This is a genomic window from Pseudomonas rustica (assembly GCF_018336155.1).
Classification (GTDB): Bacteria; Pseudomonadota; Gammaproteobacteria; order Pseudomonadales; family Pseudomonadaceae; genus Aquipseudomonas; species Aquipseudomonas rustica.
In genome coordinates, this window is the sequence record NZ_JAGYHF010000001.1 from 418,548 (window position 1) to 442,792 (window position 24,245).

Annotated in this window: 23 protein-coding genes and 5 tRNA genes; 8 read left to right on the forward strand and 20 right to left on the reverse strand. The window is 57.2% G+C overall.

The window, feature by feature from the left end; genetic code table 11:
• Positions 1-179 precede the first annotated feature (179 nt).
• The 6 genes from flgE to KFS80_RS01940 all read right to left on the reverse strand — a co-directional run bounded on the left by flgE (position 180) and on the right by KFS80_RS01940 (position 5,275).
• Positions 180-1,514, reverse strand: coding sequence for a flagellar hook protein FlgE (gene flgE, locus KFS80_RS01915; RefSeq protein ID WP_159812701.1), 1,335 nt, complete (start codon positions 1,512-1,514; stop codon positions 180-182).
• A 31-nt stretch (positions 1,515-1,545) separates the two neighbouring features.
• Positions 1,546-2,274 carry a flagellar hook assembly protein FlgD gene (gene flgD / locus KFS80_RS01920; protein WP_212543828.1) on the reverse strand — a complete coding sequence of 243 codons (729 nt, stop codon included), beginning with the start codon at positions 2,272-2,274 and terminating at the stop codon, positions 1,546-1,548.
• 15 nt (positions 2,275-2,289) lie between these two features.
• Positions 2,290-2,733, reverse strand: coding sequence for a flagellar basal body rod protein FlgC (gene flgC / locus KFS80_RS01925; RefSeq protein ID WP_053122816.1), 444 nt, complete (start codon positions 2,731-2,733; stop codon positions 2,290-2,292).
• Between the two features lie 3 nt (positions 2,734-2,736).
• Entirely contained in the window at positions 2,737-3,144 is a 408-nt protein-coding gene (flgB, locus tag KFS80_RS01930; RefSeq protein ID WP_053122819.1) for a flagellar basal body rod protein FlgB, read from the reverse strand.
• Between the two features lie 324 nt (positions 3,145-3,468).
• Positions 3,469-4,296, reverse strand: a complete 828-nt coding sequence (gene cheR, locus KFS80_RS01935; RefSeq protein WP_053122821.1) for a protein-glutamate O-methyltransferase CheR — start codon at positions 4,294-4,296, stop codon at positions 3,469-3,471.
• Between the two features lie 46 nt (positions 4,297-4,342).
• Positions 4,343-5,275, reverse strand: a complete 933-nt coding sequence (locus tag KFS80_RS01940; protein WP_159812703.1) for a chemotaxis protein CheV — start codon at positions 5,273-5,275, stop codon at positions 4,343-4,345.
• Positions 5,276-5,357: 82 nt separating this feature from the next.
• On the opposite strand from KFS80_RS01940, the gene flgA reads away from it, so the two are divergent.
• From flgA to KFS80_RS01960, 4 genes are all read left to right on the forward strand, one after another.
• Positions 5,358-6,119 (forward strand): flagellar basal body P-ring formation chaperone FlgA, encoded by a 762-nt coding sequence (gene flgA, locus KFS80_RS01945; protein WP_082341472.1) that lies wholly within the window; start codon positions 5,358-5,360, stop codon positions 6,117-6,119.
• A gap of 160 nt (positions 6,120-6,279) precedes the next feature.
• A complete protein-coding gene (gene flgM / locus KFS80_RS01950) occupies positions 6,280-6,606 on the forward strand; it encodes a flagellar biosynthesis anti-sigma factor FlgM (protein WP_053122828.1) in 327 nt (108 codons plus the stop codon).
• Positions 6,607-6,654: 48 nt separating this feature from the next.
• Positions 6,655-7,122, forward strand: a complete 468-nt coding sequence (locus tag KFS80_RS01955) for a flagella synthesis protein FlgN (RefSeq protein ID WP_212543829.1) — start codon at positions 6,655-6,657, stop codon at positions 7,120-7,122.
• Positions 7,123-7,210: 88 nt separating this feature from the next.
• The gene (locus tag KFS80_RS01960) at positions 7,211-7,957 is read left to right on the forward strand and encodes a flagellar brake protein (RefSeq protein WP_212543830.1); all 747 of its coding nucleotides are present in this window, start codon (positions 7,211-7,213) and stop codon (positions 7,955-7,957) included.
• A 1,009-nt stretch (positions 7,958-8,966) separates the two neighbouring features.
• Here KFS80_RS01960 and KFS80_RS01965 read toward each other — a convergent pair.
• From KFS80_RS01965 to KFS80_RS01985, 5 genes are all read right to left on the reverse strand, one after another.
• Entirely contained in the window at positions 8,967-10,355 is a 1,389-nt protein-coding gene (locus KFS80_RS01965; RefSeq protein ID WP_212543831.1) for an MFS transporter, read from the reverse strand.
• Positions 10,356-10,422: 67 nt separating this feature from the next.
• Positions 10,423-11,664 (reverse strand): glutamine synthetase family protein, encoded by a 1,242-nt coding sequence (locus KFS80_RS01970; protein ID WP_212543940.1) that lies wholly within the window; start codon positions 11,662-11,664, stop codon positions 10,423-10,425.
• A gap of 324 nt (positions 11,665-11,988) precedes the next feature.
• Complete coding sequence (locus KFS80_RS01975; protein WP_212543832.1) at positions 11,989-12,681, reverse strand: sensor histidine kinase; 693 nt, start codon at positions 12,679-12,681, stop codon at positions 11,989-11,991.
• The gene (locus KFS80_RS01980) at positions 12,678-14,282 is read right to left on the reverse strand and encodes a tetratricopeptide repeat-containing response regulator (RefSeq protein ID WP_159812709.1); all 1,605 of its coding nucleotides are present in this window, start codon (positions 14,280-14,282) and stop codon (positions 12,678-12,680) included. The genes KFS80_RS01975 and KFS80_RS01980 overlap by 4 nt, the downstream gene beginning before the upstream one ends.
• A 288-nt stretch (positions 14,283-14,570) precedes the next feature.
• Positions 14,571-14,647, reverse strand: a tRNA-Arg gene (locus tag KFS80_RS01985).
• A 294-nt stretch (positions 14,648-14,941) separates the two neighbouring features.
• On the opposite strand from KFS80_RS01985, the gene KFS80_RS01990 reads away from it, so the two are divergent.
• Positions 14,942-15,172, forward strand: coding sequence for a hypothetical protein (locus KFS80_RS01990; protein WP_212543833.1), 231 nt, complete (start codon positions 14,942-14,944; stop codon positions 15,170-15,172).
• Positions 15,173-15,192: 20 nt separating this feature from the next.
• On the forward strand, positions 15,193-15,372 hold the full coding sequence (locus KFS80_RS01995; RefSeq protein ID WP_053122845.1) for a PA3371 family protein: 180 nt from the start codon (positions 15,193-15,195) through the stop codon (positions 15,370-15,372).
• Here KFS80_RS01995 and phnN read toward each other — a convergent pair.
• A complete protein-coding gene (phnN, locus tag KFS80_RS02000; protein WP_212543834.1) occupies positions 15,347-15,916 on the reverse strand; it encodes a phosphonate metabolism protein/1,5-bisphosphokinase (PRPP-forming) PhnN in 570 nt (189 codons plus the stop codon). The two genes, KFS80_RS01995 and phnN, sit on opposite strands and share 26 nt — an antisense overlap.
• 389 nt (positions 15,917-16,305) lie before the next feature.
• Here phnN and KFS80_RS02005 point away from each other — a divergent pair, with 389 nt between their 5' ends.
• Entirely contained in the window at positions 16,306-16,632 is a 327-nt protein-coding gene (locus tag KFS80_RS02005; RefSeq protein ID WP_003178899.1) for an Arc family DNA-binding protein, read from the forward strand.
• A gap of 250 nt (positions 16,633-16,882) precedes the next feature.
• Here KFS80_RS02005 and mgtE read toward each other — a convergent pair whose 3' ends face one another.
• Positions 16,883-18,325, reverse strand: coding sequence for a magnesium transporter (mgtE, locus tag KFS80_RS02010; protein ID WP_053122849.1), 1,443 nt, complete (start codon positions 18,323-18,325; stop codon positions 16,883-16,885).
• A gap of 320 nt (positions 18,326-18,645) precedes the next feature.
• On the opposite strand from mgtE, the gene KFS80_RS02015 reads away from it, so the two are divergent.
• Complete coding sequence (locus KFS80_RS02015) at positions 18,646-19,164, forward strand: cell envelope protein SmpA (protein ID WP_212543835.1); 519 nt, start codon at positions 18,646-18,648, stop codon at positions 19,162-19,164.
• 19 nt (positions 19,165-19,183) lie between these two features.
• On the opposite strand, the gene KFS80_RS02020 is transcribed toward KFS80_RS02015, so the two are convergent.
• The 7 genes from KFS80_RS02020 to alaS all read right to left on the reverse strand — a co-directional run bounded on the left by KFS80_RS02020 (position 19,184) and on the right by alaS (position 24,145).
• Positions 19,184-19,260, reverse strand: a tRNA-Arg gene (locus KFS80_RS02020).
• 72 nt (positions 19,261-19,332) lie between these two features.
• Positions 19,333-19,409: transfer RNA gene (locus KFS80_RS02025), tRNA-Arg, on the reverse strand.
• Between the two features lie 71 nt (positions 19,410-19,480).
• Positions 19,481-19,557, reverse strand: a tRNA-Arg gene (locus KFS80_RS02030).
• A gap of 107 nt (positions 19,558-19,664) precedes the next feature.
• Positions 19,665-19,755 (reverse strand) — tRNA-Ser (locus KFS80_RS02035).
• Between the two features lie 62 nt (positions 19,756-19,817).
• Positions 19,818-20,006: a carbon storage regulator CsrA gene (gene csrA / locus KFS80_RS02040; RefSeq protein WP_002554426.1), complete on the reverse strand. Its 189-nt coding sequence runs from the start codon at positions 20,004-20,006 to the stop codon at positions 19,818-19,820.
• A gap of 188 nt (positions 20,007-20,194) precedes the next feature.
• Positions 20,195-21,436 carry an aspartate kinase gene (locus KFS80_RS02045; RefSeq protein ID WP_053122853.1) on the reverse strand — a complete coding sequence of 414 codons (1,242 nt, stop codon included), beginning with the start codon at positions 21,434-21,436 and terminating at the stop codon, positions 20,195-20,197.
• Positions 21,437-21,526: 90 nt separating this feature from the next.
• Complete coding sequence (alaS, locus tag KFS80_RS02050; protein WP_159812715.1) at positions 21,527-24,145, reverse strand: alanine--tRNA ligase; 2,619 nt, start codon at positions 24,143-24,145, stop codon at positions 21,527-21,529.
• Between the last annotated feature and the right edge of the window lie 100 nt (positions 24,146-24,245).

The window sequence follows — 24,245 nt, forward strand, 5'->3', positions numbered from 1 at the left end:
CGAGCCTTAGCGAGGGCCGGACGTCAGGGCACAGACCTTTTGGTTACTTTTGGGGCGTTTGCCAAAAGTGACTCGCCGTAAGGGCGAAACCATAATCAGCGACACCCGCAGCAACGGATATATACCCAAAAAAAAGCCCCTCAAAAAGAGGGGCTCTTCTCAAACAGCAAAACCAAAAATCAGGTCATCTGAATAATGGTCTGCATAATCGTGCTCTGCGTAGAAATCGTCTTCGCATTCGCCTGATAGTTACTCTGACCCTTGATCAAATCAACCAACTCATTCGTCAGGTTAACGTTCGACTCCTCCAGCGAGTTCGACGCGATCGAACCCAAAGTCCCGGTCTCCGGCGCATCGTACCCCGGAATACCCGAAGCAAACGTCTCCTTCCAGCTAGTACCACCAACCGCCTGCAAACCCTGCTCGTTGGTGAAACTGGCCAACGCCACCTGCCCAATCGCCTTGCTCTGATTGTTACTGAAGTTGGCGAACAACGTACCGGTGCCATCAATCGTCAGGTTAGTGATCTGCCCGGTGGCATAACCATCCTGAGTCGGAATCGAACGCGCAGTATCCGCGTTGTACTGAGTAGTCTTGGCCATCGAAATGGTCACACCCGCCGGGTTCGCTGCCGCACCGTTAGGCGTAAACACACCATTGGTCACAGTGCCTGGCTTCCAGTTACTCAGCGTCAAGTCGCTGCTGATAATCGGATTTGCAGGATCCGCCGGATTCGGTGTGCTCACCTGAGTCAACTTGCCCGAGCTGTCGAACGACAACGTCGAAGCCGTCGGCGCCGTCAGGGTTGGATCACTGCCGGTCGCGTCCGGGTTACGGCCGTCAACCAGGGTGTAAACCTTCCAGGTGTTATCGCTGGTCTTCACCACATACTGATCCATGACGTGGGAGTTACCCTGAGTGTCATAAATCGGTGTGCTGAACGACTTGGTGTACGTCTCGGCTTTCGACGGATCGAACTTGACCGCATTGGCGCCGGTATCAACGATCACCGGTGCCGACGAGTTCAGGTTGATGGTCGAGGTCACCGACGAAGTCGATTTCGGTGCCAGGTTCGACGTGTCGATTTTCAGGTCAGTCAACACACCGTTGAGAATCTTGCCGTTGGCATCCACACCGTAACCCTGCAGACGCGAGGTGTAATCGGTGTTGGTGATGTAACCGGCGTTGTCGACCTTGAACGTACCGGCACGGGTATACGACACCGAACCGTTGTTGCTCATGGTGAAGAAGCCCGAACCGTTGATGCCCATGTCGAGCACGTTACCGGTGTTGCTGATGTCACCCTGGGTGAACTGCTGCGAAACGTTGGCCAGGCGCACGCCGTTACCAATGACTTTGCTGCCGCTGCCCAGACGAGTCGCCGAGTAGACGTCTTCGAATTCTGCGCGCGAGGATTTGAAACCGGCGGTGGCAACGTTGGCGATGTTGTTGCCGGTCACGTCCAGTTGTTTGTTGGCTGCATAGAGACCGCTAAGGCCGATATTGAAAGACATATTCCACTCCTTTGTGCCGGGTTAATCGGCTCTATATACCAATGGTTTGTACTTTGGACAGAGCAACGGTGCCCTTGCCGGCCAGGTTGAGCATCAGCTCGCCGCCGGTCTGGCTGATGGTCACGCTGTTGACCGTGGCCGGCAGGTAAGTGGCCAGATCCGTTGCGGCGCCATCGATCGGTGCGCTGGCCTTGAAGGTGTAAGTACCGACCGGCACCACGGTGCCGGAAGAATCCTTGCCGTCCCAAGTGAAGCTGGCATCACCGGCCGCGCGGCTGCCCAGGTCGATAGTGCGAACAGCCTTGCCGTCTTTATCGGTGATGGTGACGGTGCCGCCGGCGATCGACGAAGGCACGGTGACCGAACCGGTCAGGCCTTTGGTTGGGTCGTCGAGCTGCGCGGTGTTGGTCTGCACGATCACGTTGCGACCGACCAGCGACGACGCCTGCAAGGCTTGCGAGGAGTTGTAGTTACCGGCCAGCGAGCTGACGGTGCTGTTCAGTGTGGTGATGCCTTCCAGACTGCTGAACTGCGCCAACTGTGCAACGAACGCACTGTTGTCCTGCGGATCGAGCGGGTTCTGGTTTTTCAGCTGGGTCACCAGCAATTGCAGGAACGCATCTTTGCCCAGCGCCTGGCCACCGGTGGCGCTGTTGGTCGCCGAAGCGATGCCGCCGGAGGTGCTGCTGCTGGCCGTCTTCGACGAGTTGGCCAGAATGTCGTTCATGCTCAGGGAGCTGGTGGTATCGGTAACGCTCATGGCAGTCGCCCCTTATTACTGACCGAGGGTCAGTACCTTCTGCATCATGGTTTTGGCGGTGTTCATCATTTCGGCGTTGGTCTGGAACGAACGGCTCGCGGAAATCATGTCAGCCATTTCTTCCACCACGTTGACGTTCGGGTAGTAGACGTAGCCTTTGGCGTCGGCCGCCGGATGGTTCGGCTCGTAACGCGCTTCGAGGTTGCTCTGGTCTTCGACCACACCGAGTACCTGCACGCCCTGCCCCGCTGCGTCCTGACTCTGGAACAGCGAGTTGCTGCCAGCGTTTTGGCCGCCCTGGAACATGGTGGCGAACACCGGGTGACGGGCGCGGTAGGTCTGGTCGATGCTCGAGGAAACGGTTTCGGCGTTGGCGATGTTCGACGCCACGGTGTTCAGACGCGTGGTTTGTGCGCTCATGCCGCTGCCGGCAATGTTGAAAACGCTGGACAGGGACATGGATTACTCTCCGCGCAGGGCTGAGACCAGCCCTTTGAATTTGCTGTTGAGCAGCGTGAAGCTGGCCTGGAAGCCCACGGCGTTTTCCGCGTAGTTGGACTGTTCCAGTTGCGCATCCACGGTGTTCTGGTCGATCGAAGGTTGCATCGGCGTGCGATACAGCAGCGATTCGTCGCCATTGCCCAGGCCTTCAGCTTCGATGTGACGGCTGTTGGTCATGTTCAGGGCGATGGTGCCGTTGGCGTTCTTCTGGGTCTGTGCTTCTAGCACTTTCGAGAAGTCCAGATCCCGCGCCTTGTAGTTCGGGGTATCGGCGTTGGCGATGTTGTTGGCCAGCACTTCGGCACGCTGGGCGCGGAAGCCCAATGCTTTTTCGTGAATGCCGAGCGCTTTATCGAAGCTGATGCTCATGTCGGGAACCTTCAGGTGACCGGTTTTTCGTACATGAGCTTTAGCAAGCCGCGTGCCAAACAGAAGAATCCCCGTAAACCGGGGCTTTGCGGGCAGCCGGCAACGCGGCAATGCCAGAAAAGCGGCAAGCGGTTTCCGCCAGATGCCGCTTTTCTGCCGCTTCGCCCTGCGAGCACCTCCACCTGTAGGAGCTGCCGAAGGCTGCGATCTTTAGATCTTGATCTTAAAAAACAAAATCAAAAGATCGCAGCCTTCGGCAGCTCCTACGTGAAGCATGCGGCAAAAAAAAGGAGCCCCTGAGGGCTCCCTTCTTCTGCACATGCTTCATTTCGCCTGGTAAATAATCCCCGGGCTGCACTGCACCATCTGGTAATGATCCGGCAAACCGTTCAGCGCTTCCGACGCGCCAAGGAACAGATAACCGCCCGGCTTCAACGTGCTGTGAATGCGCAACAGGATGTCTTTCTTCACTTCGGCAGAGAAGTAGATCAACACGTTGCGGCAGAACACGATGTCGAACTTGCCCAGCGCGGCGTAGCTGTCGAGCAGGTTGAACGAGCGGAACTCGACGCGGCTTTTGATCGGCGCCTTGATCACCCAGCGCCCCGGGCCTTTCGGGTCGAAGTAACGCTGCAGACGTTCCGGCGACAAACCACGACCAATGGCCAGGCTGTCGTACTCGCCGGTCTTGCAGTTGTTGAGCATCAGGCCGGACAGATCGGTGGCAACAATCTGCACGCCCATCTTCAGCTGACCGAGGTTAGTGCGCTCAAACTCATCGATCGACATCGACAGCGAATACGGTTCCTGACCCGACGAGCACGCCGCCGACCAGATCCGCAGACGCTGGTTAGGGCTGGCCTTGATCGCTTCGGGCAGGACTTTTTTCTTCAAGACTTCAAACGGATAGGTGTCACGAAACCACAGGGTTTCGTTGGTCGTCATGGCATCAACCACCTGCTCGCGCAAACCGCTGCGCGGCTGGGTCTGGATGCGCTGCACCAGCTCACCCAGGGATTTGATGCCTTGCTGTTCCATCAGTTTGTTGAGACGGCTCGAGACCAGGTATTGCTTGTTTTCACCGAGCAAAATGCCACAGGCTTTTTCCAGGAAGACCCGGAACTGTTCGAAATCCAAATTACCCGTAGACAATGATGCCGCCTCTTAAATCGTGTTGACCGCCAGGAGCAAAGCGCTCCTAACTGATATCTGCTGCTTTGATCCGGTCGACTACCCGGGATGCCAGGTCATCAGGGCGGAATTTGGCCAGAAAGTCATCGGCGCCGACTTTCTTGACCATCGCCTGATTGAATACCCCGGACAACGAAGTATGCAGGATGATATGAAGCTTTTGCATGCGTGGGTCGCTGCGGATCTCGGCCGTCAAAGTGTATCCGTCCATCTCCGGCATCTCGATGTCGGAGATCATCATCAGGAACTCTTCTTCCGGCTTCTTGCCCTCATCGACCAGTTTGCGCAGGTAATCCAGCGCCTGTTTGCCGTCGTTCAGCGCCACCACTTCGACGCCGACCGTTTGCAGACAACGCGACACCTGCTTGCGCGCCACCGACGAGTCATCGACCGTCAGCACCCGCAGCGACAACGCTTTGGTCTGGGTCTCGACATCGACCACGCCCACCGAAATCGCTTCCGGCGTCGGCGCAACTTCCGCCAGCACTTTCTCGACGTCGATGATTTCGACTAACTGATTGTCCACCCGAGTCACAGCGGTCAGGTAATGATCGCGACCCGTGCCCTTGGGCGGCGGATGAATCTCTTCCCAGTTCATGTTGACGATGCGCTCCACCGAGCGCACCAGGAAACCCTGGGTCTTGGTGTTGTACTCCGTGATGATCACGAACGGGTTGTTCTTGTCTTTCAACGCGCCGGAGCCGGTCGCCATCGCCAGATCAAGGATCGGAATGGTCGCCCCCCGGATATTTGCCACCCCGCACACGACAGGACTGGACTTGGGCATCAACGTCAGCGACGGGCATTGCAGCACTTCCCGCACCTTGAACACGTTGATTCCGTAGAGCTGCTGACCGTCGAGACGGAACAACAACAGCTCCAGGCGATTCTGCCCCACCAGTTGCGTGCGCTGGTTTACCGAATCCATTACACCAGCCATGCCCAGACTCCTACCTCAACGCCAAGTGTTGTTGCGACGCACATTCATTGCTAAACGGCACGGCGCTTGCTTTTTAACTCGTATGAACGCTCAAACGACATTTTTCCGACACCTGACCTCTCCCCTTCGCAAAGGGCTTTGCGCGGTGTCTGCCGCCTGCTGTTTGCTCGCTGGCAGCCCTGCCATTGCGGATTCGGTTACCTTGCCTGACATGCTTATCGGCGTCACTCAGGGCTTTCTTGAGTTCACCGTAGAAGACTATTTGGCAACCAGTCAAACCGAAGGCCGCTACGAGATCGAAGTCAAGCAGCTCGATCCGCGTATGCGCATGCCGATGTGCGACAAGGAATTGACAGCGTCGCTGGAGAATACCCCCCGTCCTTTGGGCCGGGTGACGGTCAAGGTTCGCTGTGAAGGCAGTTCGCCCTGGACGGTGTTCGTGCCCGCTCAAGTCCGCCTGTTTCGCGAGATTGTCACCACCACCCGAGCACTCAGGCGCGCCGGGATTATCGAACCTCAGGACGTGACCTTGCGCGAACGCGATGTCAGTCAGATCAATCAAGGTTTTCTGACCTCGGTAGACGAAGCGATCGGGCAGAAATTAACCCGACCAACGGTCGCCGATCAGGTGATTACCCAAGTCCACCTGGAACAGGCCGAAGTCGTGCGCAAAGGTGATCAAGTGGTCATCACCGCGCGCAGCGGCACACTCGCCGTGCGCATGCCCGGCGAAGCCCTGTCCAACGGCGGACTGAAAGAACAGATCCGAGTGAAAAACCTCAATTCGCAACGGGTGATCAAGGCGCAAATCATCGCGCCGGGACAGGTGGAAGTTTCCATGTAAACACCGAGGAGAAAACTGGCGCTGGCCATGGCTGTTCCCTAAACTGTGCCGCAGCAGGACGCGCGCGGGTGCATGCAGCTTTCATTGCTAAATGTGCCTAAAGTTTTCCAGGAGATGGCCGAAAACATGGCAAGCGTCCAAATTCCCAGAGGTTTTTATCATGGTCATCGATTTCAGCCGTTTGAACAGCTCCTCGTCACTGACAGGCAGTACACGTACCAGCGCGCCCAAGGAAACCGCCGAAAACGGCACTTCCGCGCCGCTGAATACCCAGGCCGAAACGGCCAGTACCGCTAAAAGCGGGGAATCGGTACACCTCAGCAATGAGGCTCAACAGTTGCAGAAGGTCACTGACAAGCTGCGCGATCAGCCTGCTGTCGACAAAGCCCGTGTGGCCGAGTTGAAAGCCGCGATTGCCGATGGCAGCTATAAAGTCGACAGCAACCGTGTAGCCAGCAAACTGCTCAACTTCGAAGCCCAGCGCTAGGCTTTTGCCAGCGCGAGGCTTTTGGACGCTTAAAACCCAAGGCCAGCCATGCACGACACTAATTTATTGCAACTGATCAACGACGACTTTGCTCCAGCTCAACAATTGCTGGAGTTATTGCAAACCGAGTCTCTCGCTTTGCACGGTCGCGACATGCCCCTGCTCGAAGAGATTCTGGCAACCAAACAGGCACTGATCATTCTGCTTGAACAGCATGGCCGCAAGCGCAGCGAAATCCTCGTCAGCCTCAACCTGACGCCAGACCGTCAAGGTCTTGAGCAACTGGCCGCGCAATCGAGCGTTGGCCAGCAGCTGCTGACCCAGGGCGATGCCCTGACCGATCTCATCGCCCAATGTCAGGCGGCCAACGTCAAAAACGGCCAGTCGATCCTCATGCAACAGGCCGCGACCACCAACCAACTGAAGATCCTCACCGGGGGCGAAGCGCCAGCGTTGTATGACGCCAGCGGCACGTTTGCCAAACCCGCGATGCCGCGTCCGCTCAGCCAGGCATGAGTCGTTGATGCGCCAGCTCTATCAACTCGCGAAACATGCTGGCAAAATGCTGGCTAGTCGTCATATTTTGTCTGGAGATTGATAAACCGTGTCCAACGCCCTCAGCGCGGATGATGCTCCGCAGCCTCCAAAGGTGCTTACCACACCTCTGGAAATCTCCAGCAACCTGCGTCAGCTGCAAGACAGCCATGATCCGCTGATCATCACCTTTCACGAGCGTAGCCAGCGTTTCCAGAGCTATTTGATCAAGGTTGACCGCGATACCGCTTCGATTAACCTCGATGAAATGGTGCCACGTGACGGTGAACGCTTTCTGCTGGCGGGCGAGCCGTTCAAGGTTGAGGGTTTCCATGAAGGCGTGCGCATCGCCTGGGAATGCAATGGCACGCTGGACATCGTCGATCGCGACGGCGACCGCTTCTACACCGGCGAACTGCCGACCGAAGTGGTTTATCACCAGCGCCGCAACGCTTTCCGCGCCGCGCTGAAACTGACCGATCTGGTCAACGTCGAACTCGGCGGCGAGAAACTCAAGGCGCCGATCAACGGCAAGCTGCTGGACATCTCCGCCACCGGTTGCAAGCTGCGCTTTGAAGGCGACATCACTGACCGCCTGCAACTGGGCCAGGTCTACGACCGCCTGATCGCCCCGCCGCTGTTCGGCAATCAGCCGACTTCGGTTGAACTGCGTTATCTGCATTTCGAAGAAAAACTCAACATCACCTTTGCGGGTCTGCGCTTCCACAACATCAGTGGCCAGGCGGCGCGTAACGTTGAGCGCTTCGTGTATCAGCTGCAGCGTGAAGCACGGCGTTTCGATAAAGACGATATGTGATTCGTAGCGGCAAATAAAAAAAGGGCAGTCCTTGGCGGGACTGCCCTTTTTTGTGCCTGAGAGAATTCAACCAAGAATCTGTGGTGAGTGAGTTCTTGTGGTGAGGGGATTTATCCCCGACCGGCTGCGCAGCAGTCGTAAAACCATGCAATGTGGTGTGTCAGGAAGAATGTACATTCAGGGGTTGGGGCTGCTTCGCAGCCCAGCGGGGATAAATCCCCTCGCCACAGGTTAAGTGTTTCTCTTTAGGGTTTTGCACCTATGTGAATTATTCGCCTGTGAGAATTCAGCCAAGAATCTGTGGTGAGTGAGTTCTTGTGGTGAGGGGATTTATCCCCGACCGGCTGCGCAGCAGTCGCAAAACCATGCAATGTGGTGTGTCAGGAAGAATGTGGATTCAGGGTTTGGGGCTGCTTCGCAGCCCATCGGGGATGAATCCCCTCGCCACAGGTTAAGTGTTTCCCTTTAGGGTTTTGCACCTATGTGAATTATTCGCCTGTGAGAATTCAACCAAGAATCTGTGGTGAGTGAGTTCTTGTGGTGAGGGGATTTATCCCCGCCCGGCTGCGCAGCAGTCGTAAAACCATGCAATGTGGTGTGTCAGGAAGAATGTGGATTCAGGGGTTGGGGCTGCTTCGCAGCCCAGCGGGGATGAATCCCCTCGCCACAGGTTAAGTGTTTACCTTTAGGGTCTTGCAGCTATGTGATTTATAGCGGCGAATAAAAGGGGCAGTCCTTGGCGGGACTGCCCTTTTTTGTGCCCGAGAGAATTCAATCAAGAATCTGTGGTTTATGAATTACTTGTGGCGAGGGGATTTATCCCCGCTGGGCTGCGAAGCGGCCCCAAATCCTGACTGCACAATGTTCCTGTTGAACCGAGCTGGATGGTTTTACGACTGCTGCGCAGCCGAACGGGGATAAATCCCCTCGCCACAAGAATTCACTCACCACAGGGTTATCCATTCATCATTAAATCTGTTTTCACCACAGGTGAATATTGCAGTCAGAGTCAGGGTCTGGCGCCACTGATGTCTGGCGTCGGTTTATCGCTGCCATCATCCGGCTCTGGCTCCACCACTGGCTCCGGCGGAGTCTCAGATTCAGGCTCCACTTCCGGTTCAGGCTCAGGCTCGGCCGGTGTCTGCATCTGATCCTGCACCACCTGTTCATCCACCCGTGGATCCAGCGCTGCCACCAGCGGTGAGCTCGACATGCTGTCCGGCATCGCCACGTGATGCAGCGGCGCGTCATCAACCTGGTGCAGATTGGTCACGGCTTTCGGACGGATTCGCCACACCAGCACCAACGCAAAGAAGCTGAAAAACGCATACAGACTCTGGCTGCCGAGAAACTTCATCAACACACCCGCCAGCAACGGCCCGATGCTCGCGCCGACGCCATACGTCACCAGCAGCATCGCCGTCAGCGAAACCCGGCGATCGCCCTCAACGTGGTCATTGGAAAACGCCACCGCCAGCGGATACAGACAGAACTGCACCAGCGAGCAGAAGAAGCCGACCACAAACAGCACCTCCAGCGGCACCTCCGGCATGATCGCCAACGGCAGCGCCGCCACCGCGAGGAACCCGGCAAAGCAGCGAATCAGCAGCGCACGATCATAGCGGTCGGACAACCAGCCCAGCGGCCACTGCACCAGCAGCCCGGCAAAAATGCAGCTACCCATGAACAGACCGACCTGCTCGGTCGAGAGCCCTTGCTGCGAGGCATACAACGGCGCCAGACCGTAAAACGCACCGATGATCAAACCGGCGCCGAGCACCGTACTCAGCGACTGCGGCACACGTTTAATGAAGAAGCGCGGCTCCATCGGCGCAGGATGCAGCGGCGCCGGGTGAATCCGTCGGGTCAGCGTCACCGGCACCAGGCACAGGGCGAAACACAGCGCGACCAACATCAACAGCTCCGGCCCCAGCCCCGGGTGCATGACCAGAATCAGTTGACCCAACACCAGCCCCAGATACGAAGCGATCATGTATCCGCTGAACACCATCCCACGCTGATTGGCATCGGCCTGCTCGTTGAGCCAGCTCTCGATCACCATGTATTGACACATCATGCCCAGACCGACAATCGTCCGCAGCACCAGCCACGCCGGCAGCCAGTCCACCAGACCATGCCCGAGCACCGCCGCACCGACGATCCCGGCGCACGCCGAATACGCCCGGATATGCCCAACACGGGCGATCAAGCGGTGACCGATCTTGCCGCCCAGCACCAGACCAAAATAGTTGCAGGCCATCAGCGCACCGACCCACAGCCCGTCGACATTGTCGGCGGCCAGGCGCAAAGCCAGATAAGTAGACAAAAGGCCCGAGCCGATCAACATCATCAGCGAGGCGAAATACAGCGCTCGAAAGGATTTCCAGATTTGGCGCATCGGCGTTCCGAGCGGCTCCTTGCAGTGAGTCCGGGCTATCAAACGATAGCCCGGTGGCGACAGTTCGTCAGGCCTGGGCTGCTAGAACACGTCGTTCCCAGGGGGTAATTTCATCAAAGAAACTCGTCAACTCCATGGTCTTCGAAGCGATGTAGCCTTCGATGAACTCCTTGCCGAACAGTTCCATGGCCAATTGGCTACGTTTCAGACGTTCGAGTGCGGCATGCAAGGTACACGGCAGCGACAGATTGTCCGGGACTTCGAATTCACCCTGAATTGCTTCGGTCGGTTCCAGCTCATGCTCGATGCCATGCAAGCCCGCGGCCAGGCTGGCGGCGATTGCCAGATACGGGTTGGCGTCGGCGCCCGGCAAACGGTTTTCGACCCGACGGGCTACTGGTGAACTGGCGGGAATCCGTAAGCCGGCGGCGCGATTGTCATGTGACCAGCAGGCATTGTTCGGTGACGCGAATGGATGGCACAGACGCTGATAGGAGTTCACGTTGGGCGCAAACAGCGCGGTGAATTCAGCCATGCCCGCCTGCTGTCCGCCGATGAAGTGGCGGAACATTGCGGTCGGCTGGCCCTTCTCGTCACTGAATACATTTTTGCCGCTGCCGATCTCGACGATGCTCTGGTGAATGTGCATCGAACTGCCCGGCGTGTGCGCCAGCGGTTTGGCCATGCACACCACGGTCAGCCCGTGCTTGAGCGCGACTTCTTTGAGCAAGTGTTTGAACAGGAAGGTCTGGTCGGCCAGCAACAGCGGATCACCGTGCAGCAAGTTGATCTCAAACTGGCTGACGCCCATTTCATGCATAAAGGTGTCGCGCGGCAAACCGAGGGCCGCCATGCATTTATAGACTTCGTTGAAGAACGGCCGCAGACCGTTGTTGGAACTGACGCTGAACGCCGACTGCCCATCCTCGCGGCGACCGTCGAGACCAACGGGTGGGCGGAACGGTTGATTCGGATCGGTATTGGGCGCGAAGACAAAGAATTCCAGCTCGGTCGCCACCACCGGCGCCAGGCCCAACGCCGCATAACGGGCGATGACTTTCTTCAACTGGCCACGGGTCGACAGGTTGGAGCTTTCGCCTGTCAGCTCATCGGCATCGCAGATCGCCCATGCGCGCGGCTCGTCGCTCCACGGCAACGGATGAATCATGCTCGGTTCGGCCACCAGCGCCAGGTCACCGTCATCGCTGCCGTAAAACTTCGCCGCCGGGTAACCGCCCATGATGCATTGCAGCAGCACACCCCGCGCCATCTGCAAACGCCGCCCTTCGAGGAACCCCTCGGCGGTCATCACCTTGCCTCGCGGCACGCCGTTCAAATCCGGCGTGACACATTCAATCTCATCAATGCCCGTCAATCGCTGTGCGAGTGAGCGCTGGCCATCGGTTGTCATGACGCAATCCTTGTTGTTGTGCGAGCCGCGAACGGCGACCCGGACAAAATAGGCTGCGGCTGTTCGGAATATCAAGCAGCGTCAAATAAATATCCGATCTTCTGTAGGAGCTGCCGAAGGCTGCGATCTTTTGATGTTGCCGTTAGAAACAAGATCAAAAGATCGCAGCCTTCGGCAGCTCCTACACGGGGAGAACGTTGCCGTCAGGATCAGTCGAACGTCTCAGGGGAGAAAGAGGCTGAAGAGGCCGCCACCGAGTGGGCCGCCGTTGCTGATTTCGGTGCGTCCTTCGACGCCGTTGCGCTGATGCAATGCGGCAATACGGTTGGCGAAATACAGACCCAATCCCGTGCTGCCGCTGCTGTGATTGATGCCCTGCACGTAATCGGCCTGACGCTCAAGCATCTCGGTCGGGTAACCGGCGCCATCATCATTGATGGTCAGCACCAACTGCCCCGCCTCGTCGCTGACAGTAATCAGCAACGACTCGCGGGCATAACGAATCGCATTGTTGATGCAGTTGCCGAGCACCGAAGCAATCAGTTCACGGTCGAAGAAACCCAGCGGACACAGCGGATCAATTTCATAGGTGGCGATGATCCCGCGACTGGCGAACACTTCCTGATGCGCCGCCAGTTGCGCCTCGATGAAGTCGTCGAGCTCGTGATACGCCGGCTGCAACGGCATCTGATTTACACCGAGCTTATACAGCCCGAGCAACTGCACGAGCATGCCGTTGAGGTGAGCGAACTCGAAGTCGATCACGCCCAGCTCAGAACCCTCGCGCTGCGCTGGCGGCAACCGCGCCAGCCATTGGCTGTGCGCCTGCATGAGCATCGCCAGCGAGTTCTTCATGTCGTGAACGGTGGAGGCGATCACCGTGGAAAAATCCAGTGTTTGCTCGTCGTGGTTCATTCGCCAAACGCCTTGCTTTTCAGCTTCTGGTAACGCGCATGACGCGCGTCGGTGTCGGGCATCAGGCCGACCATTTTCAGGCAGGCCCGACATTCTTCCAGCTCCGCCGACGGCACCGACGTGTCGGTACCGTGCAGCAGCGACTGGGCCAAGTTCAGCGCAATACTGATGTTCTTCGGCTGCAACTTCAGCGCCTTGCGGAACACCTCGCGGGCCTCCACCAGATTGCCGGTCTTGTACACGCGCACGCCCTGACGGTTGAGGTCGGCAGCGGCGTTGCTCGAACTGAGGATAGTCGGGTCATCGGTGAGCTTGGCGATGTCTTTCATCACCGCCGGATCATCGCCGTAGATCTCCGCGCAACTCTTGAGCATCGAAGTGCCCGCCTCGGCCTGACCGAGCATTTGCAATTGCTTGGCCACCAACAACGCGGCCTCAGGACTCATGAATTGCTCCATGCCGTCGAGACGCAACATCGCTTGTTCGGTGAGTTTATCAGCGGTTTCGGCATCGTTGAGCAACAGGCTGGTGGCCTTCATCAACCGCGCACGAATTTGCAGGCCCGGGTCGCTCGGGTTTTCCTTGGCCACGGCGCTGAGCGTAGTGTTGATCTCCAGCCGCGTGCGCGTATCGAGACCGCGCTCGCTGCCCTTGCTGATCAACGCGTGGGCCAGACCGAGGTTGCTTTCCGCATCCTTGAAACGCGACTGCGCGCCCTGCGCCACGGCCTGCCGATAAGCCCGCGAGGCTGTGTCAAAATCTTCGTTGGTCATCGCCAGTTTGCCGAGCAAGGCCTGCCGGCGCACCGCCAGCGGCGACAAGCGAATCGCCTCTTCAAGCACCCGTTGCGCGCCTTTGGTATCACCCTCAGCCACCAGCACATCGGCCATGCCGTCATACAGCGACGGCATCATCGGAAACACCTTCAGGGCTTTTTCGTAAACGCCTTTGGCCTGCGCAATCTGCCCGCGCTTGAACAACAGTTTGCCCAACCCGGCAAACGCCCACGGCAACGGCCGGTCAGCAATGATGCCGTCGTAGAGGCGCTCCAGCGCTTCGTTCTGATTGAGATCACGCAACGCATCGGCGCGGTAACGCAGGCACAACGGCGAGTAGCGAATGTCCTGCTTGCACAACGCGATGCAGGCGTTGAGCACCTCAACCGGTTTGCCACGGTCGAGGGCCTGCAGAATCGGTTTGAGCAAAGTCTTGCGCTGCTCCAGACGCTCCAGTCGCTGCGCCAGACCCGAACGGTTGAACGGCTTGGTCAGATACGCATCCGGCTCATGCTCCAACGCACTTAGCACCATCGCCTGACTGGTCTCGGCGGTGACCATGACAAACACCGCTTCATGGCTGATGAGCTTTTCCAGCATCAGGTCTTCAAGCACCTGCTGGCCGTTCTTCTTGCCGTCGCCGAGATGGAAATCCTGCAGGATAAAATCGTAGGACTTCTGCGCACACATCTTCAGCGCTTGCTCACCGGTGTCCGCGGTGTCGACGTCCTTGACCCCAAGCTCACGCAGCATCGAGCGAACCGAACTGCGAAAATCCGAGAAATCATCGACGATCAGAAAACGCTTTTGGTGATACGACAGCATCGAAGATTTCCAGGCAATTGAAGTGAGGGCAATTTCGGGCGCGACGATGATAGCTGGCGGCAAAATGCTATCAAGGAATTTCACGCGACTTTGAAGTCACCGAGTACGTTATCGGCAACGGGTGGCGTTCCCTGAGGGTGGGTGCCTGAAGATTCCTGATGTGTTTGTCGGAGCGCGATGCTGAAAAAGAAACCAACTCAGCCAGATCACTTCCACATTGCTGGAACTCTCATACGAAAGGCACAAAAAAGCCCCACCAGGATTGTCCTGAATGGGGCTTTTGAAAGGTGGTGTCCCAGGCGGGGTTCGAACCTGCAACCTTCCCCTTAGGAGGGGGATGCTCTATCCAATTGAGCTACTGAGACACTAAGTTGTCGCGGGCAGACGCGGCGCGACGGACGGCGTGCATGGTAACGGCCAGGCCCTGATTTGTCATGTCATCCGTAGGGCTTTTTAAGTGTAGGCAGGCGCCCTGCAAGGCTGCGGGATGTTTTACCGTGCAATTTGCACTACCACAAAATGCCATCATTGCAGATTGCAACCTAGGCGCTGTGAAAAACCCTCTCAAATGCTTGTTTTTAAAGGACTTAACAGCGGTTAGACTGTTGGCACGGCGGCTGCTATGTCTGTTCCATAGAAGAACAATCGGAGTCCGCCTCATGAACAGCACCCTCTTGCTTGCAAACGCAATCGCATTGGCGGTCTTGGTGGGCTTTCACTTCGCCCCGGACAGTCATGAGACGGTCGCCCAGCGCATGCCACATTACCTGCAAGTGCAGAAGCAGCCGCAACTGGCGGTGCTGAGCGATCAGGGCAGCTACGGCCCAAGAGCTGTAAGCGAGGCTGATCAGGCTTTGCCGGCGCAGGTTTCCGAACGTCTGGTTTTTTGAAATATCTTCAGGAGTACAGCATGTCCAAATCAGCTGCAGGATTTCTGATCCTCGCCTTATTGAGTGGCGTTTTGCATTTTTCGCTGTTCGAGGACACCCAGGTCACCCTGCCCCTGATCGGCTGCGGCGTGTTTGCGGTGTTGTTTGTGCTGGCGCTGGTGGCCGGGCGCAGGATCAAGTTTGACCCGGTGCTGCGTTGAGATTGAGCACATCCAGCAATTGATTGACGGCGGTCGCCAGATCGCCGGAGTTGTCGATTAGATTCACGGGCGTGTCGCTGGCTCGTCTGTCTTTGAACAGCGCATTGCGCGCCAGCCTCGCATCGATTTGCTCAAGGGTCTCACGGCCTCGTTTGAGCAAGCGTTCACGCAGCACTTCATCCCTCACCGTCAACAGCACTGGCACTAGCGTTGGATACAACTCCTGCGCTTGTCGCAGATTGGCGCGCGAGCCATTCACCAAGACGTTTCGCCCGTCTTTAAGCCACTGATCCATTTCTACTGGAATGCCGTAAGCGAGGCCATTAGCGTGCCAGGCCAGCGCGAAGTCACCGGCTTGCTGGCGGCGCTCAAACTCTCCTGGCGTAACGCCGACCGCGTCCTCACCCACAGACTCCGCTGATCGGGTTATCACCCGGCGAATGATTTCGCAATTCATCGCACGCAAAGGTTCGCGTGCCGCCTCAATCAGGCTGTCCTTGCCTGAACCGGACGGCCCCATCAGATAAATAAGCTTGCCATCCATCCTGAAAATGCCCTCTGGCACGGGTCTGCCCCTAGTAAATCGGCAAATTGCCACTATCCTGTACAGGTAAGGAACAAGGATAGAAAGCCGCATAGCATGCACGTTCTGAGGTCTTTGGACACCCATTGATGTGCAACAGGAAGCGGCCAGTGATTCGGACGAAGGCAAAGATTTCAAACCAGTCCGCATTTCTGACAATTGGTGCTGGCATTACGCCTTTACCCGGCCCAATATTTGTCACAGAATTGACGCCAATGAACTGGCAATTTTGAGGCATGATGCGCGCCTCTTAACAATTCAGGTTGAACCATTTGGTCCGGATGCTTGTCCTATCACACATCCTGCGGCCATTCCCGAGAACCGCTCCCCTGAACTAACCGGTTAAATATATGCGCCCATTGAAACAGGCAATTTATTCCAGCCGTACGGCTGACAAGTTCGTCGTACGTCTGCCAGACGGAATGCGTGAACGCATTGCCGAGGTGGCTCGCAATCATCATCGCAGCATGAACTCCGAAATCATCGCGCGCCTTGAACAGAGCCTTATTCAAGAAGGTGCACTGGGCGAAGAGCTGAGCATGCGCCTTGACAGCCCTGAGCTGTCGCTTCACGAACGTGAGTTGCTGCAACGCTTCCGCCAGCTGTCGCACCGCCAACAGAACGCATTGGTGTCGTTGATCGCACACGACGCCGAGATGGCCGCAGACGCGTCCTGAGCTACACCGAATATCTCAAGCCAGCATGATTGCTGGCTTTTTTTTGCCTTCGATTTGGCTGATCAAACACGGTACCTGTGGCGAGGGGATTTATCCCCGCTGGGCTGCGCAGCAGTCCCAATGTTTTTGGGGCCGCTGCGCAGCCCAACGGGGATAAATCCCCTCGCCACAATGGTTTTGTATTGCCCGCTGTTTAGACATCAGGCACAAAAAAGCCCGCCAATTTGGCGGGCTCTTTGTTTGCAGCGGGTCAGAGCAGGAAGATTGTCGCCAACCCGAGGAAGATGAAGAAGCCACCGCTGTCGGTCATCGCGGTGATCATCACGCTGGCGCCCATGGCCGGGTCGCGGCCCATCTTGGCCAGCGTCATCGGGATCAGTACACCCATCAGCGCTGCCAGCAGCAGGTTGAGCGTCATTGCCGCCGTCATCACCACACCCAACGACCAGCTGCCGTAGAGCAGATAAGCGACCACACCGATCACCCCGCCCCAGACCAGGCCGTTGATCAAACCTACGGCCAGTTCCTTGCGCATCAGACGCGAGGTATTGCCGGTGCTGACCTGATCGAGCGCCATCGCCCGGACGATCATGGTGATCGTCTGGTTACCGGAGTTGCCACCAATACCCGCCACGATCGGCATCAACGCCGCCAGCGCTACCAGCTTCTCGATCGAGCCTTCAAACAGACCAATCACACGGGACGCAACAAACGCGGTGATCAGGTTGACTGCCAGCCACGCCCAACGGTTACGCAGCGATTTCCACACGGAGGCGAAGATGTCTTCCTCTTCACGCAGACCCGCCATGTTGAGGACTTCGTTTTCGCTCTCTTCACGAATCAGGTCGACCATTTCGTCGATGGTCAGACGACCGATCAGCTTGCCGTTCTTGTCGACCACCGGGGCCGAGATCAAGTCATAACGCTCGAACGCCTGAGCGGCATCGTAGGCGTCTTCGTCCGGATGGAAACTCACCGGGTCGCTGGCCATCACCTCGGCCACTTGCTTGTCCGGATCGTTGACCAGCAAACGCTTGATCGGCAGCACGCCCTTGAGCACGCCGTCGTAATCGACCACAAACAGTTTGTCGGTATGGCCCGGCAGCTCTTTGAGACGGCGCAGATAACGCAGCACCACTTCGAGACTGACATCCTCACGGATCGTCACCATCTCGAAGTCCATCAGCGCACCGACCTGCTCCTCGTCATAAGACAGGGCCGAACGCACGCGCTCACGTTGCTGGTTATCGAGGCTCTCCATCAGTCCATGGACGACGTCTCGCGGCAGCTCGGAAGCCAGGTCAGCAAGTTCGTCGGCGTCCATGTCCTTGGCCGCAGCCAGGAGCTCGTGATCGTCCATGTCGGCGATCAGCGTTTCACGAACGGAATCGGATACTTCGAGAAGAATATCGCCGTCGCGATCAGCCTTGACCAGTTGCCAGAGCGTCAGACGATCGTCCAGCGGCAAGGCTTCAAGAATGTAGGCAACGTCGGCGGAGTGCAGATCGTCGAGTTTGCGTTGCAACTCGACCAGATTCTGCCGGTGAACCAGGTTTTCCACCCGGTCGTTGTGCGCGCCTTCCTGGCGATGAGTCAGGTCTTCGACGACTCGTTGGCGCTGCAAAAGCTCGACCACTTGGGCCAGGCGATCCTGCAGGCTTTCCTGTGTTTTCTTTACTTCGATTTCGGACATAGGCGAACTCCACTCCCAGCAGCGGGGCACGCCGGAAGAATCAATCAGTCAATTCATGATTGGTGAAACGGGTTACTGAACAACTACTGGGTAAGTCCATGGAGGTTTTCCATAAGCCCCGGCGGGGCTGACGGGCGCAATGATACACGCCTGACGGTTTAATACGTTAAAAAATCACGGCTGAAACAAGCGCTTGCGAGACAAACCTGAGCGCCATCCTGATCCATGCAAATGCGACGACTCATCTTGAAAAGAAAACACACCGGCAGCGCAAAATGTAGCGACTACCCTTGAGCGTAGATCGTCATGGAGGACGTCGAATGCCACTCAAATCATCTTTTTTCGTACTGACTTTTTTGCTCTGCCTACCGCACGCCGGGGCCACGACCACCCTGCATCGCTGCGAAGCACCTGACGGCAGCATCACCTTCACCACGATGAGTTGCGCGCACGGCGAACACCTCTCCGTGCAGGAAGTACACCCCTACTCGCCCGGATCTGTGGTGGCGGTGATGCCTGAAGCCAATCACGAAGAAACATCCGGTATGAATACCAGAGGCCGAGCACCGGGCATTGTCGGCGGCGCGGAGCACATCTGCGGCAACGTGATCGACGCGAGACAACGCCGCCAGGCGATCATCAATCGGCGCGTTATCACAGGGATGAGCGCGCAAGATGTCGAAAGCGCTTTAGGCAAGCCGGACAAGATCAACATTCGGACATCGACGACCACGTATCGTTACGACCTCAAGCGAGGCCGAACAGCACAAATCGATTTTGATCAACGGGGATGCGTGAAGGAAAAAGCCAAATCCCGGACAGCAAAAAGCCCGCGATAAACGCGGGCTTTTCGGTATATGGTGCACTCGACAGGATTCGAACCTGTGACCGCTCGGTTCGTAGCCGAGTACTCTATCCAGCTGAGCTACGAGTGCATTTTGTGTTTTTAGCCCAGACCACAACTGGATGAAGCCAAGTTATCTGCATTGCTGCAAGTAACTCTTAAATGGTGCACTCGACAGGATTCGAACCTGTGACCGCTCGGTTCGTAGCCGAGTACTCTATCCAGCTGAGCTACGAGTGCATTTGTGTTTTTAGACCAGATCACATCTGGTTGAAGCCAAGTCATTTACATTGCTGTAACTGACTCTTAAATGGTGCACTCGACAGGATTCGAACCTGTGACCGCTCGGTTCGTAGCCGAGTACTCTATCCAGCTGAGCTACGAGTGCATTTGTTGCGCCGCATTATAGCCCGTCTAATCTCTATTCCAACCACTTTTTCTATTAATTTCAACAACTTACAGAAAAAGCCAGATTACGACGTACTAAGCAAATAATGGCGGAGAACGGGGGATTCGAACCCCCGACACCCTTTTGAGGTGTACTCCCTTAGCAGGGGAGCGCCTTCGGCCACTCGGCCAGCTCTCCGCAACACGGGGCGTATCTTAACCAACCTTTTCCCCGTTTGCAAACATAAAAATCGATAAAAATTAATGGCTTGGTTCTTCGTCCTTCTCTTTCTTTATACGCAGGTAAATTTCCTCACGGTGCACGGCAACCTCTTTCGGCGCGTTCACACCGATGCGCACTTGGTTTCCTTTAACGCCGAGCACGGTCACGGTGATTTCGCCGTCACCGATAATCAGGCTTTCTGCGCACCGACGGGTCAGAATCAGCATACCTTTCTCCTTACGCAATTCAGTTCAGGGACAACAGTCTGCAAAAAAAAGGCACCCGACCTACAACCGGAGCGATCGTAGCCCTACATGCCTGAGTATTGACCAGCGCGAGCAAAAGAACAGTCAGGGCTCACGCCATTCAAAAAAATAAAGGGCGCGGTCAGACCGCGCCCTTTGGTTGAACGGAATTACTCGCCTTGACGGGCCGGCGCATCCAGTTCGAAAGCCGTGTGCAGAGCGCGCACGGCCAGTTCCAGGTACTTCTCTTCAATCACCACGGAAACCTTGATTTCCGAAGTCGAGATCATCTGGATGTTGATGCTTTCTTTTGCCAGCGATTCGAACATGCGGCTGGCCACGCCTGCGTGGGAACGCATGCCGACGCCGACGATCGAGACCTTGGCAATCTTGATGTCGCCAACCACTTCACGGGCACCGATCTCGCGAGCGGTGTTTTCCAGCACGTTCTGTGCGGCCTGGAAGTCGTTGCGGTGTACGGTGAAGGTGAAGTCGGTGGTGTTATCGTGCGCGACGTTCTGCACGATCATGTCGACTTCGATGTTCGCGGCACTGATCGGGCCGAGAATCTTGAACGCCACGCCCGGGGTGTCTGGCACGCCACGGATGGTCAGCTTGGCTTCATCGCGATTGAAAGCGATGCCGGAAATGATCGGCTGTTCCATGGTTTCCTCTTCATCAATAGTAATGAGGGTGCCCGGACCCTCCTTGAAGCTGTGCAGTACGCGCAGCGGTACGTTGTACTTGCCGGCGAATTCCACGGCACGGATCTGCAACACCTTGGAACCGAGGCTGGCCATTTCCAGCATCTCTTCGAAGGTGATCTTGTCCAGACGCTGAGCGACCGGCACCACACGCGGGTCAGTGGTGTAAACACCATCAACGTCGGTGTAGATCTGGCACTCGTCAGCCTTCAACGCCGCAGCCAGTGCCACGCCGGTGGTGTCGGAACCGCCACGACCGAGGGTGGTAATGTTGCCGTGCTCGTCGACGCCCTGGAAACCGGCGACAACTACCACGCGACCTGCTTTCAGATCACCACGAATCTTCTGGTCATCAATCTGCAAGATACGCGCTTTATTGTGCGCACTGTCGGTCAGGATCCGCACCTGATTACCGGTGTACGACACCGCCGGCACACCGCGCTTGATCAGCGCCATGGCCAACAGGGCAATCGTCACCTGCTCACCGGTGGAAACAATCACGTCCAGCTCACGCGGAACCGGTTGACCGTCGCCACTGATTTGCTTGGCCAGATCGATCAGACGGTTGGTTTCGCCGCTCATTGCAGACAGCACAACCACCAGGTCATCGCCGGCATCGCGGAATTTCTTAACCTTGTCGGCGACCTGCTCGATTCTCTCGACAGTACCGACCGAGGTGCCTCCAAATTTCTGTACGATCAAAGCCATTTCAAAGCCGCCTCTGCCCATGAAGGGCGCCCAATAATCACTCGAACAGCCGCCGCGCCCGCCACTAGACTGCGAGCACGACGGACCGTCTTATAAACCCTGCTCGACGAATGGAACGGTCAGCGCCAGTGCACCATCCAGCGCGCCGGCATCAACGCCACCGCCCTGCGCCATGTCCGGACGACCACCGCCCTTCCCGCCCACTGCCGCAGCAGCTTGCTTCATCAAATCACCGGCTTTGAGTTGGCCAGTCAGGTCTTTGGTTACGCCTGCAACCAGAACGACCTTTTCCTCATGGACACTGCCGAGCAGGATCACTGCGCGGCCGAGTTTGTTCTTCAACTGATCAACCAGCGCCAGCAGCGCCTTGGCGTCCTGACCATCCAGACGTGCGGCCAAAACCTTCACGCCTTTGACGTCCAGTGCCGAGGACGACAGATCATCGCCCGCCGCACTCGCCGCCTTGGCTTGCAACTGCTCGAGTTGCTTCTCCAGTTGGCGATTGCGCTCGAGCACAGCCGACAGCTTGTCGATCAGGTTGTCGCGGCTGCCCTTGACCAGGCTGGCCGCTTCCTTGAGTTGTTCTTCTGCAGCATTCAAGTAAGCCAGTGCCGCAGCACCGGTGACCGCTTCGATACGACGCACACCCGAAGCCACACCGCCTTCGCTGATGATTTTCAGCAGACCGATGTCGCCGGTACGGTTGGCGTGGATACCGCCGCACAGTTCGACGGAGAAATCACCGCCCATGCTCAGCACGCGTACGTTGTCGCCGTACTTCTCGCCGAACAGCGCCATCGCGCCTTTGTTCTTCGCGGTTTCGATGTCGGTTTCTTCGGTTTCAACCGCGGAGTTCTTGCGAATCTCGGCGTTGACGATGTCTTCCAGCGCTTTGATCTGCTCAGGTTTGATCGCTTCAAAGTGGCTGAAGTCGAAACGCAGGCGCTGACTGTCGACCAACGAACCTTTCTGCTGAACGTGCTCGCCCAGAACCTGGCGCAGTGCAGCGTGCAGCAAGTGCGTGGCCGAGTGGTTCAACGAAGTGGCGTGACGCACTTCGGCGTCGACGTGGGTTTCCACTGGCGCGCCGATGGTCAGGCTGCCCGAATCCAGCACACCGTGGTGCAGGAAAGCGCCGCCGGTTTTGGTGGTGTCGCGCACGTCGAAACGGCTGCTGCCGGCCTGCAGATAACCGCAGTCGCCGATCTGGCCGCCGGACTCAGCGTAGAACGGCGTCTGATTCAGAACGATCACCGCCTCTTCGCCTTCATTCAAGACGTCGACCGACTGGCCATCTTTATAGATAGCAACGATTTTTGCCGAACCGCTGGTGTCTTTGTACCCGGTGAACTCGGTGGCCACGTCAACCTTGACCAAGGTGTTGTAGTCCAGACCGAACGAGCTGGCCGAACGCGCGCGAACACGCTGGGCTTCCATCTCACGTTCGAAGCCGACTTCATCGACAGTCAGGCTGCGCTCGCGGGCGATGTCGGCGGTCAGGTCCATCGGGAAACCATAGGTGTCGTAGAGTTTGAACACTACGTCGCCCGGCACCACGGTGCCTTTGAGTTCCAGCAAATCCTGCTCGAGAATTTTCAGGCCGTGCTCCAGAGTCTTGGAGAACTGCTCTTCTTCAGCCTTGAGCACGCGCTCGATGTTGCTTTGCTGCTTCTTCAGTTCCGGGAAGGCTTCGCCCATCTCGGCAACCAGTGCGGCAACGATCTTGTAGAAGAAGCTGCCGGTAGCGCCCAGCTTATTACCGTGACGGCAGGCGCGACGGATGATCCGGCGCAGTACATAACCGCGACCTTCGTTGGACGGCAGCACACCGTCGGCGATCAGGAAACCGCACGAACGAATGTGGTCGGACACGACTTTCAACGAAGACTGATCGCCGTTTTCGCAGCCGATCGCTTCAGCCGAGGCCTTCAGCAGGTTTTTGAACAGGTCGATGTCGTAGTTGGAATTGACGTGCTGCATCACCGCACTGATCCGCTCCAGGCCCATGCCGGTGTCGACCGACGGTGCAGGCAACGGATGCAAGACGCCATCGGCGGTGCGGTTGAACTGCATGAACACGTTGTTCCAGATCTCGATGTAACGGTCGCCGTCTTCTTCCGGCGAGCCCGGCGGGCCGCCCCAGATGTGGTCGCCGTGATCGTAGAAAATCTCGGTGCATGGGCCGCACGGGCCGGTATCGCCCATGGTCCAGAAGTTGTCGGAGGCGTACGGCGCGCCTTTGTTGTCGCCGATACGGATCATGCGCTCGACCGGCACACCGATTTCTTTGGTCCAGATGTCATACGCTTCGTCGTCGGAGGCGTAGACGGTGACCCAGAGTTTTTCCTTCGGCAGTTGCAGAACGCCGGTCAGGAAGGTCCACGCGTAGGTAATCGCGTCTTTCTTGAAATAGTCACCGAAGCTGAAGTTACCGAGCATTTCGAAGAACGTGTGGTGACGAGCGGTATAACCGACGTTTTCCAGGTCACTGTTCTTGCCACCGGCACGCACGCATTTCTGGCTGCTGGTCGCACGGGTGTACGCACGTTTTTCCTGGCCCAGGAAGCAGTCCTTGAACTGGTTCATCCCCGCGTTAGTGAACAGCAGGGTTGGGTCGTTGCCCGGAATCAAAGAGCTGGAGGCTACACGGGTGTGGCCTTGCTCTTCGAAGAAGCGAAGGAAGGCTTCACGGATTTCTGCGCTTTTCATTAGGTTCTTCCACGGAGGCTGCGGCCAAAGGCCTGTTCGAAACGTCAACAGACGAAGCGACGGCAAAGGGCCGCATTATATCGGCCCTGCGCGCGGGGTA